This is a genomic window from Salmonella sp. A1325 (assembly GCF_056991255.1).
Genome location: NZ_JAMLWO010000003.1, coordinates 324,025 through 341,272 on the forward strand (window position 1 = coordinate 324,025; position 17,248 = coordinate 341,272).

The following is a 17,248-nucleotide window of genomic DNA, read 5'->3' on the forward strand; positions in this document are numbered from 1 at the left end:
ACCTTGACGGCGTATCTTTGCTTTCTATAATGAGTGCTTACTCACTCATAATCAAGGGCTGCCGCATGAAGTGGTAGAAAAGCATATTGCAGGCCATGCGATAAGCTGTCTCACAATTTGTGTGGTTATTACTATGCTTATTGCTGTTGCCGTAAATGTGCGGTGCGGGAGCCGCTGACGAGTTTGATAGAGGGGAGAGCACGATGACCATTTCCGCTCAGGTTATCGACACGATTGTCGAGTGGATTGATGATAATTTGAATCAGCCGTTACGTATTGATGATATTGCCCGTCATGCGGGGTATTCCAAGTGGCACCTGCAGCGCCTTTTTATGCAGTACAAAGGGGAGAGTCTGGGGCGCTACGTGCGTGAACGGAAGCTAAAACTGGCGGCGCGCGACCTGCGCGACACCGACCAGAAGGTGTATGATATTTGTCTCAAGTATGGTTTTGATTCGCAGCAAACCTTTACGCGCATTTTTACCCGCACGTTCAACCTGCCGCCAGGCGCTTATCGTAAAGAAAAGCATGGCCGTACGCATTGAAATGTTTAATCGGCCAGCGAAAACCAGCGCCGCCAGATAAAGCGAATAACATAATATTCCAGCGCGCCGAGCAACAGAAACCATAAACAAAACAACAAAGTATAAAGCTGGTTGAGATCCATAAGATGAAAGATCCCGACCAGTTTTTGCGCCAGCGCAAGGCCGAGCGAAGGGGCGGGCAGCAGCAGGCTGGAGAGCAACGCCATCAGCAAAATACCGGCAGCGGTCATCAATGATTCAAGCGGGTGTTTCATGGCTTTGTTAAACGTAAGTTAAAACGCCATTGTCCGGGATATCGCCTGGTAAGGCAAATATGCTGTCTATTGTCCCGCCCAGATTTCACAATGTTTTTGTACCAGACCTATCAGCGATCCGCCGTCGGCAATAAACTCCCGCATATATTGCGCTTCGTTACCGCCTTTTTTCACCTGCAGACGTAGCGCGTCAATGGCGCTGTCGGCGCCCAGCTTGCGCGCCGAGGGGGTAACGTTGTCCAGCAGACGCAGCGTATCATCTGCCAGGCGACGGCGGTCGCCGGTATAGACATCGGTTAGCACGCCCTCCAGACCATAGCGGCAAGCCTGAAAACGGTTGAATTTATATAACAGATAGTCTTGTTCCTGCGGTTTAAAGGGACGCTCGGTCAGCAGCCAGTGCGCGGTCGCCTGAATCAACCCTGCCATATTGATGGCATGATCAAGAGTGAGCGGCGTATCCATCACCCGAACTTCTACCGTGCCAAAGGCCGGGCTGGGGCGGATATCCCAGTGCAAATCTTTGATGCTGTCGATCATCGTGGTGTAAGACAGACGACGAAATAGTCCGGCAAACTCTTGCCAGTTATTGACCCATGGCATGGGACCGTTATCGGGAAAAGCGGAAAAAATATTCAGGCGCGCGCAGGCAAAACGGGTGTCAGATCCTTGCATATAGGGGGACGCGGCGGAGAGCGCAATAAAGTGCGGCACAAAATGCGACAGCCCGTGTAAAAGATAAATCGCATCGTCGCCATTCGCGCAGCCGACGTGGACATGCTGGCCGAAAACCGTCGCCTGTTGAATTAAGTAGCCGAAATTTTCCAGCGTGCGTTGATAGCGCTCATTATCACAGACCTCCTGACGCTGCCATTTTTGAAAAGGGTGCGTACCGCCGCCGCAAATGCCGAGATGGTGTTCCGACGCCGCCTGTAAAATAACGTGCTGCATGGCAGAAAGTTGGGCCGCCGCCTGGTCAATATCGCGGCAGACGCCCGTGGCCATCTCCAGCATACTTTCGGTGATATCGTGCTTAATTTCTCCCGCAGTAAGTTGGGGCTTAACGGCGTCGATCAGCGTAGAAGAGTCCTGACTTAAATCGTAGCCAGGTGGATTGATCACCTGCATCTCCAGCTCAATACCAAGCGTATAAGGTTCAGAAACGTGAAAATCATTCAGCGCCATAGCGATCTCATTTATCGGTGTATTGCGCTAAGTATAGAAGCGGGAGCGCTCCTGTCGTGGGGAAAGCGCGTTATTGCAGAAACAAGAGTAATAACGCTATTGCCACGTTGAAACCATTCTGTACGGACGGTACGTTCAGCCATCGTGGCGGCAAAGGCTGGCAGCAGATGTAATGAGATGTGCGTGGCGGTAAGCGAGGTAACTTTTGCGCTATCGAATCCCGGGAGCGTGACGCGGTCTGAAAAGGCTTTATAAACGCTCTCTTTGGCGGAGAAAGCCAGCGTCAGGGCAAGCGGAAAAGGGAGCGAGCTCGCCTGGAGAATTTGGCGCTCATCGCTATCGATAATGGACGGCGCCAGCTCTGTCGCCGTGTGCTGACTCATGATTTTTTCTATATCAATGCCGATACGCTGTCGGGATATGACGGCCAGCGCCGTTGACGCACAGTGGCTGATGCTGCCAAATAGGCCGTCCGGCCATAGCGGCTGTCGCTTGTCGCCAATACCGGGCACTGTCCTGACGCCCACCTCGCGTAGCGCATGAACGGCGGCGATGCGGCCTGCCAGATGTTCAGCTTTACGCTTGCGTCCGGCAGACTGTAGCCGATCGTGATGAGGCAGCCATAACAGGTCGTGCTCGTGAAAGCTGCTCGCATCAAAGTCGACGATATGCAGCCTGTGTCCGGCAAAGGGGAGGGGAAAATGAGATGTCCGCATCGTTTTTTGCTAATTCCCTCCCCGAATGAGGGAGGGAAGGTTGCCATCAGAAATGGGTATTAATGCTCATATACCACGTACGTCCCGGTTCGTTATAGGTGTACGCGCCAGCGCCCGCCATATAAGCGCCAGTTTGAGTATCCCTGACGGTTTGCGCGTTACCTTCACGCCACAGACGTTTGTCAAAGAGGTTATCCACGCCACCGGTCAGGCTGACATTTTTGGTCACGTCCCAGGTCGCGCTCAGGCCAACAATACTGTATGGGCTGACCGCTTGCTTATCTGTTCCGGTAACGGGGTTACCCTGATAATCATATTTCTTCGGCTCTTGTTTGCCGTACCAGGTGAAGGTCGATTGCAGAGAAACGTCCTGACGTACCTGCCAGCTCAGGGTTGAGTTAAGCGTGTACTGTGGAATAATCGACAGGCGTTCGCCGGTCTCTTTGTTTTTGCTCTGCAGCATATACGTAACGTTATTCGTCCAGTTGACGGTGTCGCTAACCGGTACGTTTAACGTGCCTTCCAGACCTTCAACGACCGCTTTCGGTACGTTCTCCCACTGATAGACATCCGTTTTGCCGTTGTTGATACGCTGCAACGGCACCGTACCCGCTTCAATCTTATTGCGGTAATCATTGCGGAACCAGGTGATGCCGGCCAGCCAGCCATCGCGTTTAAATTCCAGACCGATCTCTTTATTGATGCTGGTTTCGGCTTTCAGATCATCGTTACCCATCATATAGCAGCCGATGCCGGTACCCGCGCCAGTCGCGTAGCAACCCTGACCTTTGCTATACAAAATATAGTTTGGGTTAGTCTGGTACAGACTCGGGGCTTTATAAGCGCGGGCGATCCCCATTTTCAGGGTAAAGTCATCCCCCAGACCTTGCGACAGGTTCAGCGATGGGCTCCAGTTATCCCCCACAATACTGTGATGATCGAAACGTAGCCCCGGCGTCAGCATGGTGCTGTCGGTCAGTTCCATGTTGTTTTCAGCAAACAGAGAGAAAATTTCCGCTTTTGAATAGGGGCTACGATTGGTACTGCTGTAACCCGGGATATTTCCCCCCATAAAGGTTTGCGAGTTGGAGAGCTCGTCTTTCATACGCTGTTGGGCCCATTCGGTACCCAGCGTCAGGTTTTGATTGACCAGCAGATCGAAAGGAAGGCTCACTTCGCTGTGTAGGGTGACGTCATTCAAATCGGCATCGGCATATTTTTGCGATGCTTTGGGATCGAAAATTCCTTCTGTGCCGCCTGCCAAGCCTTCCGGCATCCGGGAGTTACGGGTATGTTCGTATTGCACCCAGTTACTGGTGGTTACGCCATTATCCCAGCCGCCGTTCCAGGTCAGAGAGTAGTTCTGCCGATAGAGGCGGTTCGTCTCTTTTCCGTAATTATCTTTCACCAGTTGGTTCGTATTGGTGTTCTGAGTATCACCGGCATAGAGGTTGCCCTGGCGACTGTAACCGGCCTCCAGCTCCAGAGACTGAAGCGGAGCAAAATCCCAACGAACCACACCGTTGATATCTTTGTTAATGACCCCCTCGCGTCCTGCCGGTAGCGTGTCGGCGTAACTCCCGGTACGTTCAGACTGATGCCCCTGGTTAATATTACGCGCATCCGCCTGCGTTTTGTCGAGGTTGCCATACAGACGGAAGCTGAAATCCCCGCCCAGCGGGCCGTTCAGGCTAAAGTTAGTGCGTTTGGTCGCGCCTTCGTCTTTATGTTCCGGCGCGTTGAAATAGGTATTCCAGGAGCCGTGCCACTCGCTACCGCCTTTTTTGGTAATGATATTGACCACGCCACCCGCCGCGCCGTTGCCGTAGCGTGCGGCGGCAGGGCCACGCAGCACTTCAATGCGTTCGATCATCTCCGGTGGCACCCACGCGGTATCGCCGCGGGTATCGCGTTCGCCGCGCCAGCCCAGGCGCACCGAGTTACGGCTGGTGACGGGTTTACCATCAATCAGGATAAGGGTGTTTTCCGGCCCCATGCCGCGAATATCGATTTGGCGGTTATTCCCGCGCTGACCGCTGGTGGAGTTGCCGGTCAGGTTTACGCCCGGCATGGTGCGGATGATTTCTGACACGTCGCGCGCGGGCGGATTTTTGCGGATCTCATCGGCGGTGATGGTGGATACGCCTGGCGCCTGTAGGTTTTGCTGGGCAGCGGTCACCACGATGGTGTCTTCATTGGTGAGCGCAGTGCTATCGGTTTTTTCTTCCGCCATCACGGGCAGAGCGGCCCCGTAAATCCCTAAATTGACCAGTAAGGTCAGGGAATGAATCTTCTTGTTCATTGTATATCCTGCTTTTCTTTAGCCACATAAGCCAAAGCGCCCGTCAAAGGCATTGGCCGGGTGGTGAAATTGTGTTCGCGCGTCCCATAGCGCGACAATACGCTATTGCAAATGCAAATAGTTATCAATAATATTATCAATATATTTCACCTTTTATATACAAAATTCATAATAAACACAGGGTTATAATGAAAGAGGCGCTGGCAACGGGAAGTGAGGCCTGGTGGAGGACGAAAACCGGGCCGGAATGGATACGGGAAAAAGACGGAAATTATCGGGTCACTTTTTGGTGGCGCGACCCGCAGGGAAACGAAACACACTCCCCGATACGGCGTGTCTGGGTCTATATCACTGGCGTAACCGATCATCATCAAAACGCGCAGCCTCAGACGATGGCGCGTATTGCCGGAACGGATGTCTGGCGCTGGAGCACGGCGCTTAGCGCTAACTGGCGCGGCAGCTACTGTTTTATTCCTACCGAGCGCGATGACGTTTTTGCCGCTTTTGCGCCGGGCGAAACGCCCGATCGGAACGTACTGCGTGAAGGCTGGCGACAGCTATTACCGCAGGCGATTGCCGACCCGCTTAATTCGCAAAGCTGGCGGGGAGGACGTGGTCATGCGGTTTCAGCGCTGGAAATGCCGGATGCGCCCCTTCAGCCGGGATGGGATCGTCCTGAAACGCCGTACTCGCCGCCTTTGATGATGCAGTGGCATAGCGAACGTCTGGGTAACTCCCGCCGCGTATGGATATTGACGACCGGAGACGAGGCGCCGGAGGAAAGACCGTTGGCTATTCTGCTGGACGGTCAATTCTGGGCGGAAAATATGCCCGTCTGGCCCGCTCTCGCCTCGCTGACTCATCAACGCCTGCTTCCCGGTGCCGTCTATCTGCTGATTGACGCGATTGATACTCAACACCGCAGCCAGGAGTTGCCCTGCAATGCCGATTTCTGGCTGGCGGTGCAGCAGGAACTGTTGCCGCAAGTCAGAGCCGTGACGCCTTTTAGCGATGATGCCGGGCGAACGGTGGTCGCCGGACAGAGTTTTGGCGGCCTGTCGGCGCTGTATGCCGGCCTGAACTGGCCGACGCGTTTTGGCTGTGTACTAAGCCAGTCAGGATCGTTCTGGTGGCCCCATCGCATCACCCCGCCGGAGGGGGAAGTCATTACCCGGCTGAAAACCGGCGCATTATGCGCGCGCGGACTGCGTATCGTACTGGAAGCCGGCGTGCGTGAGCCGATCGTGTTTCAGGCGAATCAGGCGCTTTATGCCCAACTGAATACCTCGCAGCAGTCCATTTTCTGGCGTCAGGTTGACGGCGGACACGATGCGCTTTGCTGGCGCGGCGGGCTAACGCAAGGGCTGATGCTGCTTTGGCAGCCGCTTATCGACACGCTTTAACCGGGCACATGTCCATGACAGGAGTTGAGTATGGAATTCAGTAATCCCTTCGATAATCCGCAGGGACAGTTTTACATCCTGCAAAATGCGCAGCGTCAATTCAGCCTTTGGCCAGCGGCATGTGCGCTTCCCGCAGGCTGGGACGTGGTATGCGAACCGCAATCGCAGGACGCGTGCCAGCAGTGGCTTAATACGCGCTGGACAACACTGAATCCGGCGCATTATGCCGATAAGCAGGAGGCGAAATGACGCAGCGTTTACCGTTAGTCGCCGCTCAGCCGGGGATCTGGATGGCGGAAAAACTCTCTGATTTACCCTCCGCCTGGAGCGTGGCGCACTACGTGGAACTGAATGGCGAGCTGGATGCCCCCTTGCTGGCAAAAGCGGTAGCGGTAGGGATGCAACAGGCGGATACGCTACGGATGCGTTTTACCGAAGAGAACGGCGAGGTCTGGCAATGGATAGATCCTGAGCACACCTTCGGCGAGCCCCCGATTGCCGATTTACGCGACCAGCCCGATCCGCATCACGCGGCACTGGCGTTAATGCAGGCGGATTTACGGCAAAACCTGCGCGCAGATAGCGGTAAGCCGCTGGCGTTTCACCAGTTAGTCCGCATTGATGATACCCGCTGGTATTGGTATCAGCGCTATCACCATTTGCTGGTGGATGGCTTTAGTTTCCCGGCGATAACCCGCCAGATTGCGGCGATTTATCGCGCCTGGCAGAGCGACGCCTCTACGCCGGAGTCGCCTTTTACCCCCTTTGCGGATGTGGTCGAGGAATATCAGCGCTATCGCCAGAGCGAGGCCTGGCAGCGTGACGGCGCCTTCTGGGCGCAGCAGCGCCGCGAGCTGCCGCCGCCGGCGTCAATGTCTGCCGCGCCGTTGCCGGGGCGGTCGGCGAGCGCGGATATTCTGCGTATGAAATTGAGCGCGCCGGAGGGGGCGTTTCGCCAACTGGCGGCGCACATGCCTGAGATACCGCGAGCGGATCTTGCCCTGGCGCTGGTGACGTTGTGGCTGGGACGATTATGCGGGCGAATGGATTATGCCGCCGGATTTATCTTTATGCGGCGGATGGGATCGGCGGCGTTAACGGCGACCGGGCCTGTCCTTAACGTGTTGCCGCTGGCGGTTAACCTTCATGCGACGGAAGATCTGCCAACGCTGGCGAAGCGATTTGCGGCGCAGTTAAAGAAGATGCGCCGCCACCAGCGTTACGACGCCGAACAGATTGTACGCGATAGCGGGCGAGCCGCAGGGGAGACGCCGCTATTTGGCCCGGTGCTCAACATAAAAGTATTTGATTATCATCTGGATCTTCCTGGCATACAGGCGCAAACCCATACCCTGGCGACGGGGCCGGTTAACGATCTTGAACTGGCGCTTTTTCCGGATGAAAACGGCGGTCTGGATATTGAATTGCTGGCGAATGCACAGCGTTACGATGATGCCACGCTCTCCCGCCATGCCTTACGATTGATGGCGCTTATCACGCAGTTTGCGGATAACCCGGCGCTGCGCTGCGGCGATGCGCAAATGCTGCTGGCGGAAGAACAAACGCAATTAACACACCTTAATAATACGGCGGTAACGATTCCCGCCGCCACGCTTAGCGATTTGGTGGCGCAGCAGGCGCAAAAAACGCCAGAGGCTTTCGCGTTGGCAGATGCGCATTATCACTTTACCTACCGTGAAATGCGCGAACAGGTTGTGGCGCTGGCGTACGCGCTGCGGGAACGCGGCGTTCAGCCTGGCGATAGCGTGGCGGTGGCGTTGCCGCGGTCGGTTTTCCTGACCTTAGCGCTGCATGGCATTGTCGAGGCGGGCGCCGCCTGGCTGCCGCTGGATACCGGTTATCCTGACGATCGGCTGCGAATGATGCTGGAAGATGCGCAGCCGAAACTGTTAATTACGACTCAGGCGCAGCTGGCGCGCTTTCACGATATTCCGGGGATGGAATATTTGTGTTATAGCCAACCACTACCGGTCAGTGACGACACTCCGCTGGGGCTGTCATTACCGCATCATACCGCTTACATCATTTTCACCTCTGGCTCGACGGGCAGGCCGAAAGGGGTGATGGTGGGACAAACGGCGATAGTCAACCGGCTGCTGTGGATGCAGGATCACTATCCGTTGACGGCGGATGATGTAGTAGCGCAAAAAACGCCGTGCAGTTTTGACGTCTCAGTATGGGAGTTTTTCTGGCCGTTTATCGCCGGGGCGAAACTGGTGATGGCTGAACCGGAAGCGCACCGCGACCCGCTCGCGATGCAGCGGTTCTTTGCGCAATACGGTGTTACGACCACCCATTTTGTGCCGTCGATGCTGGCGGCCTTTATTGCCTCGCTCACGCCAGCCTCGGCTGGGAAAAGCTGCGCTTCCTTAAAGCGCGTTTTCTGTAGTGGCGAGGCCCTGCCGACGGCGCTGTGCCGCGAATGGGAGACGTTAACCAACGCGCCGCTACACAATCTGTACGGGCCAACGGAGGCCGCGGTGGATGTGAGCTGGTATCCGGCCTGTGGCGATGAGCTGGCGGCTGTTGACGGCAACAGCATCCCGATTGGTTATCCCGTCTGGAATACCGGTTTACGTATTCTCGATGCGCATATGCAGCCGGTGCCGCCGGGCGTGGCTGGCGATCTCTATCTTACCGGTATCCAACTGGCGCAGGGCTATCTGGGGCGTCCGGATCTTACCGCCAGCCGTTTTATCGCCGATCCTTTTGCGCCAGGCGAACGGATGTACCGTACCGGAGATGTGGCGCGCTGGCTGGATTCCGGCGCGGTAGAATACCTGGGGCGCAGCGACGATCAGCTCAAAATTCGGGGTCAACGTATTGAACTGGGCGAGATTGACCGCGTCATGCAAACGCTGCCGGATGTTGAACAGGCGGTAGCACATGCCTGCGTCTTTAATCAGGCGGCGGCGACGGGCGGGGATGCCCGGCAACTGGTCGGCTATCTGGTGTCGCACTCCGGTTTGCCGCTGGATTTACCAGCGCTGCAGGAAAAATTACGCCAAAAACTTCCCGCGCATATGGTGCCAGTTGTGCTGTTGCAACTTGCCAGCTTGCCGCTTAGCGCTAATGGCAAGCTGGATCGCAAAGCCCTGCCGCTGCCGGACCTGACGCCACGCGTGAAAGGGCGTGCGCCGCAGTCCGCAACGGAGATTGCTGTCGCCGCGGCGTTTTCCCGCCTGCTGGGCTGTGAGATTAACGACGTTGAAAGTGATTTCTTTGCGCTGGGCGGACACTCGCTGCTGGCGATGAAACTGGCCGCGCAGCTAAGCCAGACGTTTAACCGTCAGGTGACGCCGGGTCAGGTGATGGTGGCGTCTGACGTGGCGCAGTTGAGTAAGCTGCTCGATACTGACGATGACGAACGCTCGCGCAATCTGGGGTTCGGGCCGCTGTTGCCGCTGCGTGAAAGCGATGGTCCAACGTTATTTTGTTTCCATCCGGCGTCGGGGTTCGCCTGGCAATTTAGCGTATTATCACGCTATCTCAGCCCGTCGTGGTCGATTATGGGGATTCAGTCGCCGCGCCCCGCTGGCCCTATGCAAACCGCAACCATCCTTGATGAGGTATGTGAACATCATCTGGCGACTTTGCTCGCGCGGCAGCCGCATGGCCCTTATTATTTATTAGGCTATTCGCTGGGCGGGACGCTGGCGCAAGGGATCGCCGCCCAGTTGCGCGCACGCGGCGAAACGGTGGCGTTTTTGGGGTTACTGGACACCTGGCCGCCGGAAACGCAAAACTGGCGAGAAAAAGAGGCGAATGGCCTCAATCCGGACGTATTGGCGGAAATTGAACGTGAACGCGCTGCGTTTGTCGCCGCGCAGCAGGGAAATGCCTCCGAAGCCTTATTTACCGCCATTGAAGGCAATTATGCGGATGCCGTCCGTTTGCTGACGACGGCGCATAGTGTACCGTTTGATGGACATGCTACGCTCTTTGTGGCGGATAAAACGGTGCCGGAAGGCGTATCGCCTGAACAGAGCTGGTCGCCGTGGATAGCGTCTTTGGCTATTTATCGCCAGCCGTGCGCGCATGTAGATATTATTTCTCCCTCCGCTTTTGAAACTATCGGGCCCATCATCAGCGAGCTCATTAATAAATAACGGGCGTTGTTTCTGCCTTTAACAAATTAAATCCTGAAACCCATAATAATTACTAATTATTATGGGTTTTTTATTGCAACGATTAATTCTTTTAACATAAGTGATACATGCTACAGGCAAGTTTAATTCCGAATATTTAGCTTTTCGGGCACTGGCGCGCAAAGAGTGTTTCGGATAATTCTGACTTGCTGTTAGAATCTCTGACAGGAATGTGTTCTTTCATTGGATAAAGTTTTCAGGTCATACGGCATGCCATCTCTTAATGTAAAACAAGAAAAACATCAGTCACTTGCAGGTTACTCACTGCCGCCCGCCAACAGTCATGAAATCGATTTGTTTAGCCTTATAGAGGTGTTATGGCAGGCGAAACGTCGTATTCTTGCTACCGTTTTCGCCTTTGCGTGCGTGGGGTTACTTCTGTCCTTTCTGCTGCCGCAAAAATGGACCAGCCAGGCGATTGTCACACCGGCGGAGCCGGTACAGTGGCAGGGACTGGAGAGAACGTTGACCGCGCTGCGCGTGTTGGATATGGAGGTAAGCGTTGATCGGGCCAGCGTCTTTAATCTGTTTATTAAAAAGTTTAGCTCGCCCTCGCTGCTGGAAGAATATCTTCGTTCTTCTCCGTATGTCATGGATCAATTAAAAGGCGCGCAAATAGACGAGCAAGATCTTCACCGGGCGATTGTCGTGCTGAGCGAAAAAATGAAAGCAGTGGACAGTAATGCCGGCAAGAAAAATGAAACATCATTATTCACGTCGTGGACGTTGAGTTTTACCGCGCCGACGCGGGAAGAAGCGCAAAAAGTGCTGGCTGGCTATATTCAGTACATCTCTGATATCGTCGTGAAAGAGACGCTGGAAAATATTCGTAACCAGCTGGAAATCAAAACCCGCTATGAGCAGGAAAAGCTGGCGATGGATCGGGTGCGTCTCAAAAACCAGCTTGATGCCAATATTCAACGTCTCCATTATTCGCTGGAAATCGCCAACGCCGCCGGCATTAAGAGACCGGTTTACAGTAATGGTCAGGCGGTAAAAGATGATCCGGATTTTTCTATTTCTCTCGGCGCGGATGGTATTTCCCGCAAACTGGAAATTGAAAAAGGGGTAACGGACGTGGCCGAGATCAACGGTGATTTGCGTAACCGTCAATACCATGTTGAACAACTGGCGGCAATGAATGTGAGCGACGTGAAGTTTACCCCGTTTAAATATCAACTGTCGCCGTCTCTGCCAGTGAAAAAAGATGGCCCGGGTAAAGCGGTCATTATTATCCTGGCGGCGTTGATTGGCGGTATGATGGCCTGCGGCGGCGTATTACTGCGTCACGCGATGGTCTCGCGTAAAATGGAAAACGCGCTGGCGATAGATGAACGGTTAGTCTGATTTAAACGAAAAGCCGGATAGCGATTATCCGGCTTTGTCATCAGTGTGAACGACTATCGCCGCCCCAGCGGTACCACCAGCGGCGTACCGGCAACCGGATCGTCGATAATCATACAGCGCAGCCCATAGATTTTTTCGATAAGATCTGCGGTAACAATCTCTTTCGGCGCGCCCTGCGCGACAATGTTACCTTCGCGTAATGCAATCAAATGCGTGGCGTATCGGCAGGCCTGATTCAGGTCGTGCAGGACGGCGGCGAGCGTATAACCTTTTTCGCGGTTGAGATCGCTTAACAACTCCAGCAAATCAATTTGATGGCTAATATCCAGCCACGTTGTCGGCTCATCCAGCAGCATGATGGACGTTTCCTGCGCCAGCACCATGGCTATCCACGCCCGCTGACGTTGGCCGCCGGACAGAGTATCTACGCTTTGCGTCGCCAGTGAGGTGATACCTGTTGCACGCATGGCACTGGCGACGGCGTCGGCATCTTCCTTGCGCCAGCGGGTAAATAACGGCTGATGCGGATAACGCCCTCTGGCGACCAGCTCTTGTACGGTGATATCGCCCGGCGTAGTGGCGTTTTGCGCCAGCAATCCGATGCGCCGCGCCACCTCTTTACTGGCGTAACGCTGTATTTGTTCGCCATCCAGCCAGACATGGCCGTCAACAGGCGTCATCAGACGGCTTAGCGTGCGTAGCAACGTCGACTTGCCGCAGCCGTTAGGGCCGATGATGGCGGTAAAATGGCCGTCCGGAATCGAAACATTAAGGTTTTTTGCGACGGTATAGCTGCCATAACCCAGCGTTAACTGGTCGCCGCGCAAACGGGCTACGGATTCGGTCATTTCTTGCGGGACTCCTGAATTAACAAGACGATAAGGTAAATACCGCCGAGGCTGACGGTGACCACGCCCACTGGAAGCTGATAAGGCATAAACAGTTGCTGCGCGCATGCATCGGCGGCCAGTAGTAATAACGCGCCGCACAGCGCCGACTGGGTTAATCCCCAGCGCGCTGTGCCGCTAAGACGGCGGGCGATGTGCGGCGCGACAAGGGCAATAAATGAGATGGGGCCAGCCAGTGCCGTTGCCGCAGCGGTGAGCGACACCGCCACCAGCATCAGCATCAGGCGTGACCGCTCCACGCTAACACCCAGCGCGCAGGCGCTGTCATCGCCCATCTCCAGCAGCCGCATACGACGCACCAGTAGCGCGGCGCCTGTCAGCATCACAATAATCAGCGGCGCCGAAGGCCAGGTTTTTGCCCATGTCAGACCGTTGAGCGACCCGGCGTTCCATAAGCCGGCGGTGAGCGCCGTTTCCAGCGACGCCTGCAACAGAAGCCAGGTATTAAAGGCGACTAACATCGCGCGGATGCCGATACCGATGATAATCAGCCGGAAAGTTTCAATCCCGTTACGCCAGGCGAGCAGCCAGACAATCAATGACGTGACGATACCGCCCGCCATTGCCGCCAGCGCGATCGCGGTAAGATGCTGGCCAAACAGGACCATTGCGACCAGTACGCCGCTCCAGGCGCCAGTATTAAAGCCCATCACATCAGGGCTGCCTAGCGGGTTACGCATCAACGACTGAAAAATCGCGCCACTGACGCCAAGCGCAGCGCCAATCAGCAGCGCCATTAATACGCGCGGTAGTCGCCATTCGGTTACGACAAGGGTGATGTTACGCGGCGCGTCGCCCAGCAGCGCGGCAATAATCTGCCCGGTCTCAAGAGGCACGACGCCGCTTTGCAGGCTCCATAAGCCAATGGCGAAGCAGCCAGCCGCCAGAAGCAGGCAACTTACGATAAGCCGACGAGAAAGAAACATCACAGGCCGCCTCCGTTCGATTTACGGCGTACCAGAAAGATAAGTACCGGCGCGCCGATAAACGCACTGACAACCGATACGCGGAGTTCGCCCGGCACCAACAGACGACCAATAATATCGGCAAAAAGCAGCAGAGCAGGGGTTGCCAGTAGCGTCACTGGCAGCGACCAGCGGTGGTCTGCGCCCACCAGCCAACGCGCCATATGCGGCATCATCAGACCAATAAAGGCGATAGGGCCGACCAGCGCCGTTGCGCTGCCGCACAAGACGGTAATCGCCAGTAAACCGATAAGTTGGGTGCGCGCCACTTTACTCCCCAGCGCCGTCGCGGTATCGCTGCCGAGGCTCAGGCTGTTCAGCGCACGGCTCAGAAATAGCGCCACGATCCCAGCGATAACCACGGGCGCAAGCGCGACTTTCAACGTTTGCAGGCTGCGAATGTCCAGCGATCCTGCCTGCCAGAAGCGAAGCTGATCATAGACCTCTGGATTTAACAGCGCGATGCCGCTGGTCAATCCTTCCAGTACCGCGCCAAGCGCCACGCCCGCCAGTGTCAGGCGGACCGGGCTTAACTGGCCGCCGCCCTGACTACCGGTGAAGGCGACAATCAGCGATGCGATAAGTGCGCCGCTAAATGCCATGAAAAGCTGTTCCAGCGGCGTGGAGAAACCAAACAGCGCCGCGCCCAGTACAATGGCGAAGCTGGCGCCGTTGTTAACGCCCAGAATCCCCGGGTCGGCGAGCGGGTTGCGAGTAAGTGTTTGCATGAGCGCCCCGGCGAGACCCAACGCGCCGCCTGCCAGTAATCCGGCCAGCGTACGCGGCAAACGCGCATCCAGGACGATGGTGCAATCGGCGCTTTGGCAAACGCCGGTGAACGCCTCCAGCACGGCGGCGGCGGGCAGCGGTTTCGCGCCAATGACCAGGCTTAAAACCGCGGCGAGACTCAGTAATAACAACAATCCGGGCACGGCAAACGCGCGCGTCACGGAAAACGAGCATGACATAGTAACTTCCCTGATAATGATAGTAATTATCGTTATCTATCTTATTTGGTTATGTTAGCATGTGCAGCCATTGAATGGATATTTAAAAAAACTCGCATTAAGGCGTTGTAATGAATCGACAATCCTGGCTGCTCAATCTCAGCCTGTTGAAGACGCACCCTGCATTTCGCGCAGTATTTCTGGCCCGTTTTATCTCTATTGTCTCGCTGGGGCTGCTTGGCGTGGCGGTTCCGGTACAGATCCAAATGATGACGCACTCCACCTGGCAGGTAGGGCTGTCGGTAACGTTAACCGGCGGCGCCATGTTTATTGGCTTAATGGTGGGCGGCGTACTGGCCGATCGCTACGAACGTAAAAAGGTGATTCTGCTGGCGCGCGGTACTTGCGGTATTGGCTTTATTGGCCTGTGCGTGAACGCGTTGCTGCCGGAACCGTCATTGCTGGCGATATATCTCCTTGGCCTGTGGGACGGCTTTTTCGCGTCTCTGGGCGTGACCGCGTTACTGGCGGCGACGCCAGCGCTGGTCGGAAGAGAAAATCTGATGCAGGCCGGCGCGATTACCATGCTGACGGTACGTCTGGGATCGGTTATTTCCCCGATGTTGGGGGGCATATTGCTTGCCAGCGGCGGTGTAGCCTGGAACTATGGGCTGGCGGCCGCCGGGACGTTTATTACGCTATTGCCGTTACTGACGCTGCCGCGACTGCCTGTTCCTCCGCAGCCGCGGGAAAATCCATTTATCGCATTACTAGCGGCATTTCGTTTTTTGCTCGCCAGTCCGCTTATCGGCGGTATTGCGCTGCTTGGCGGTCTGGTGACGATGGCAAGCGCGGTACGCGTCCTCTATCCGGCGCTGGCGATGAGCTGGCAGATGTCGGCGGCGCAAATCGGTTTGCTGTATGCGGCAATTCCGCTGGGGGCGGCCATTGGAGCGCTGACCAGCGGACAACTGGCGCATAGCGTTCGTCCGGGGCTCATTATGCTGGTTTCGACAGTCGGTTCTTTTCTGGCGGTGGGACTGTTCGCCATCATGCCGGTCTGGATCGCAGGTGTTATCTGTCTGGCGCTGTTTGGCTGGCTTAGCGCCATCAGTTCGTTATTACAATACACCCTGCTGCAAACCCAGACGCCGGAAAATATGCTGGGGCGAATGAATGGCCTGTGGACCGCGCAAAACGTCACGGGAGACGCTATCGGCGCGGCGCTGTTAGGCGGTCTTGGCGCAATGATGACGCCGGTCGCTTCCGCGAGCGTGAGTGGATTCGGGCTGGTGATTATCGGTTTGCTGCTGTTGTTAGTGCTGGGCGAGCTACGTCGTTTTCGCCAGACGCCGCCGGTTAGCAATGCTGGCTGATGAAGAGGCGTTTATCCGACTGACAAAATCTGTCTGGTCAGTCGGATAAGACTCCGATAAGGCTAAAACAGGGCGGCCAGCCGGTTAAGCAACAATGTTGCGCTGTAATAATCCAGACGGAACGTCTCCGTGCCCAGGGCATAGACGCGCTTATTTTGCACCGCTGGCAGGTGCGCCAGCAGCGGATTGGCGTAAAGGGCCGCGACATCTTTGTTGTCGCCGGCAAACAGGAAAAGAGATTCGCCGTTTAACCCGGCGGCCAGATTTTCACCGCCAAGCTGAATGATATCGTGGCGCTTACCCTGGCTTTTGCTGGTTTGCAGCCCTCGGGGCAATGTCGCCAGCGTAAAGCCTAACTGCGTCAATAGCTTGCCTTGTGCTGATTCTGGCGTCCACAGATTGGCGCTATGCGCGGCAGGGGTATACACCAGCGCGCTAACCGGCTGCGGCGGCAGGGCGATTCGCTGTTTAACCGTCGTCAGTTGTGCCTCAAATTCCGCTATTCGCGCGGCGGCCTGTTTCTCCTGGCCGGTGATCTCGCCAAGCTGCGTGAGCAAACTCTGCCAGCTTTTATCGTCATAATTGATGACGAGCGTCGGCGCGATAGCGGAGAGCTGATCATAAAGCGCCAGCGCGGAGTCGCCGCCGGTGGCGCTAATCAAAATGAGATCCGGCATTTGCGCGGCGACCGTTTCGGCATTCGGTTCGCCGATGTACAGCTGGGCGACATGGCGAGCCTTTGCTACGTCGCTCCACTGGCGCATAAACCCTTGATCGTCGGCAAAGCGGTTATTCGGCGTAGTGGCCCCGCTGGCGACGACGGGCGCATCAATCGCCAGCAGCGAGCCTGTTAACGTCACGCTGGTAGAGACGATACGCGCGGGCTTGTGGTCCAGAGTATGAACGCCGCGGCTGTCCTGAATTTGCCGGGGCCAACCGGCGTCCTGGGCTAAGGATATTCCTGAAATTGATAAACCAACCACTAAAAGCAGCCAACGATAAAAGGCGGGGAGTCTCACAATAGCGTCCTGTTATTAATAAAGTTAATGCTTCTCATTTTCATGTCAGCGGCAGCGAGATGCAAGCCTTAGTGCCATTTAACTCATGACCAGAGTTGACAGAGCGACGTTT

Annotated in this window: 14 protein-coding genes; 6 read left to right on the forward strand and 8 right to left on the reverse strand. The window is 55.8% G+C overall.

Annotated features, from left to right (window positions below; all coding sequences use genetic code 11):
• Positions 1 to 203 precede the first annotated feature (203 nt).
• The gene (locus NAZ64_RS08520; protein ID WP_000155633.1) at positions 204 to 545 is read left to right on the forward strand and encodes a RamA family antibiotic efflux transcriptional regulator; all 342 of its coding nucleotides are present in this window, start codon (positions 204 to 206) and stop codon (positions 543 to 545) included.
• A 5-nt stretch (positions 546 to 550) separates the two neighbouring features.
• Here NAZ64_RS08520 and NAZ64_RS08525 read toward each other — a convergent pair whose 3' ends face one another.
• The 4 genes from NAZ64_RS08525 to NAZ64_RS08540 all read right to left on the reverse strand — a co-directional run bounded on the left by NAZ64_RS08525 (position 551) and on the right by NAZ64_RS08540 (position 5,002).
• Positions 551 to 799, reverse strand: a complete 249-nt coding sequence (locus tag NAZ64_RS08525) for a DUF1158 family protein (RefSeq protein WP_000682497.1) — start codon at positions 797 to 799, stop codon at positions 551 to 553.
• Between the two features lie 66 nt (positions 800 to 865).
• Positions 866 to 1,984: a YbdK family carboxylate-amine ligase gene (locus tag NAZ64_RS08530; protein ID WP_115286219.1), complete on the reverse strand. Its 1,119-nt coding sequence runs from the start codon at positions 1,982 to 1,984 to the stop codon at positions 866 to 868.
• 11 nt (positions 1,985 to 1,995) lie between these two features.
• On the reverse strand, positions 1,996 to 2,700 hold the full coding sequence (gene entD / locus NAZ64_RS08535) for an enterobactin synthase subunit EntD (RefSeq protein WP_483640910.1): 705 nt from the start codon (positions 2,698 to 2,700) through the stop codon (positions 1,996 to 1,998).
• A 46-nt stretch (positions 2,701 to 2,746) separates the two neighbouring features.
• Positions 2,747 to 5,002 (reverse strand): TonB-dependent siderophore receptor, encoded by a 2,256-nt coding sequence (locus NAZ64_RS08540; RefSeq protein ID WP_023206874.1) that lies wholly within the window; start codon positions 5,000 to 5,002, stop codon positions 2,747 to 2,749.
• A 188-nt stretch (positions 5,003 to 5,190) separates the two neighbouring features.
• On the opposite strand from NAZ64_RS08540, the gene fes reads away from it, so the two are divergent.
• From fes to wzz(fepE), 4 genes are all read left to right on the forward strand, one after another.
• The gene (gene fes, locus NAZ64_RS08545; protein ID WP_000656600.1) at positions 5,191 to 6,405 is read left to right on the forward strand and encodes an enterochelin esterase; all 1,215 of its coding nucleotides are present in this window, start codon (positions 5,191 to 5,193) and stop codon (positions 6,403 to 6,405) included.
• A 30-nt stretch (positions 6,406 to 6,435) separates the two neighbouring features.
• Positions 6,436 to 6,654: an MbtH family protein gene (locus tag NAZ64_RS08550; protein ID WP_000396006.1), complete on the forward strand. Its 219-nt coding sequence runs from the start codon at positions 6,436 to 6,438 to the stop codon at positions 6,652 to 6,654.
• Positions 6,651 to 10,535 carry an enterobactin non-ribosomal peptide synthetase EntF gene (gene entF / locus NAZ64_RS08555; RefSeq protein WP_483640911.1) on the forward strand — a complete coding sequence of 1,295 codons (3,885 nt, stop codon included), beginning with the start codon at positions 6,651 to 6,653 and terminating at the stop codon, positions 10,533 to 10,535. The genes NAZ64_RS08550 and entF overlap by 4 nt, the downstream gene beginning before the upstream one ends.
• A 249-nt stretch (positions 10,536 to 10,784) precedes the next feature.
• Positions 10,785 to 11,921, forward strand: a complete 1,137-nt coding sequence (gene wzz(fepE), locus NAZ64_RS08560; protein ID WP_483640912.1) for an LPS O-antigen length regulator Wzz(fepE) — start codon at positions 10,785 to 10,787, stop codon at positions 11,919 to 11,921.
• 53 nt (positions 11,922 to 11,974) lie between these two features.
• Here wzz(fepE) and fepC read toward each other — a convergent pair whose 3' ends face one another.
• From fepC to fepD, 3 genes are read right to left on the reverse strand one after another with little or no spacing between them, the layout of a single operon-like run.
• Positions 11,975 to 12,769: an iron-enterobactin ABC transporter ATP-binding protein gene (gene fepC, locus NAZ64_RS08565; RefSeq protein WP_076935488.1), complete on the reverse strand. Its 795-nt coding sequence runs from the start codon at positions 12,767 to 12,769 to the stop codon at positions 11,975 to 11,977.
• The gene (fepG, locus tag NAZ64_RS08570; protein WP_077917664.1) at positions 12,766 to 13,755 is read right to left on the reverse strand and encodes an iron-enterobactin ABC transporter permease; all 990 of its coding nucleotides are present in this window, start codon (positions 13,753 to 13,755) and stop codon (positions 12,766 to 12,768) included. The genes fepC and fepG overlap by 4 nt, the downstream gene beginning before the upstream one ends.
• A complete protein-coding gene (gene fepD / locus NAZ64_RS08575) occupies positions 13,755 to 14,762 on the reverse strand; it encodes a Fe(3+)-siderophore ABC transporter permease (RefSeq protein ID WP_001277869.1) in 1,008 nt (335 codons plus the stop codon). The genes fepG and fepD overlap by 1 nt, the downstream gene beginning before the upstream one ends.
• A 110-nt stretch (positions 14,763 to 14,872) precedes the next feature.
• Between fepD and entS the strand changes: the two genes are divergently transcribed.
• Positions 14,873 to 16,117 (forward strand): enterobactin transporter EntS, encoded by a 1,245-nt coding sequence (gene entS / locus NAZ64_RS08580; RefSeq protein WP_076935487.1) that lies wholly within the window; start codon positions 14,873 to 14,875, stop codon positions 16,115 to 16,117.
• Positions 16,118 to 16,179: 62 nt separating this feature from the next.
• Here the strand turns inward: entS and fepB are convergent, their stop codons facing one another.
• The gene (fepB, locus tag NAZ64_RS08585; protein WP_115286215.1) at positions 16,180 to 17,136 is read right to left on the reverse strand and encodes a Fe2+-enterobactin ABC transporter substrate-binding protein; all 957 of its coding nucleotides are present in this window, start codon (positions 17,134 to 17,136) and stop codon (positions 16,180 to 16,182) included.
• Positions 17,137 to 17,248: the final 112 nt, after the last annotated feature.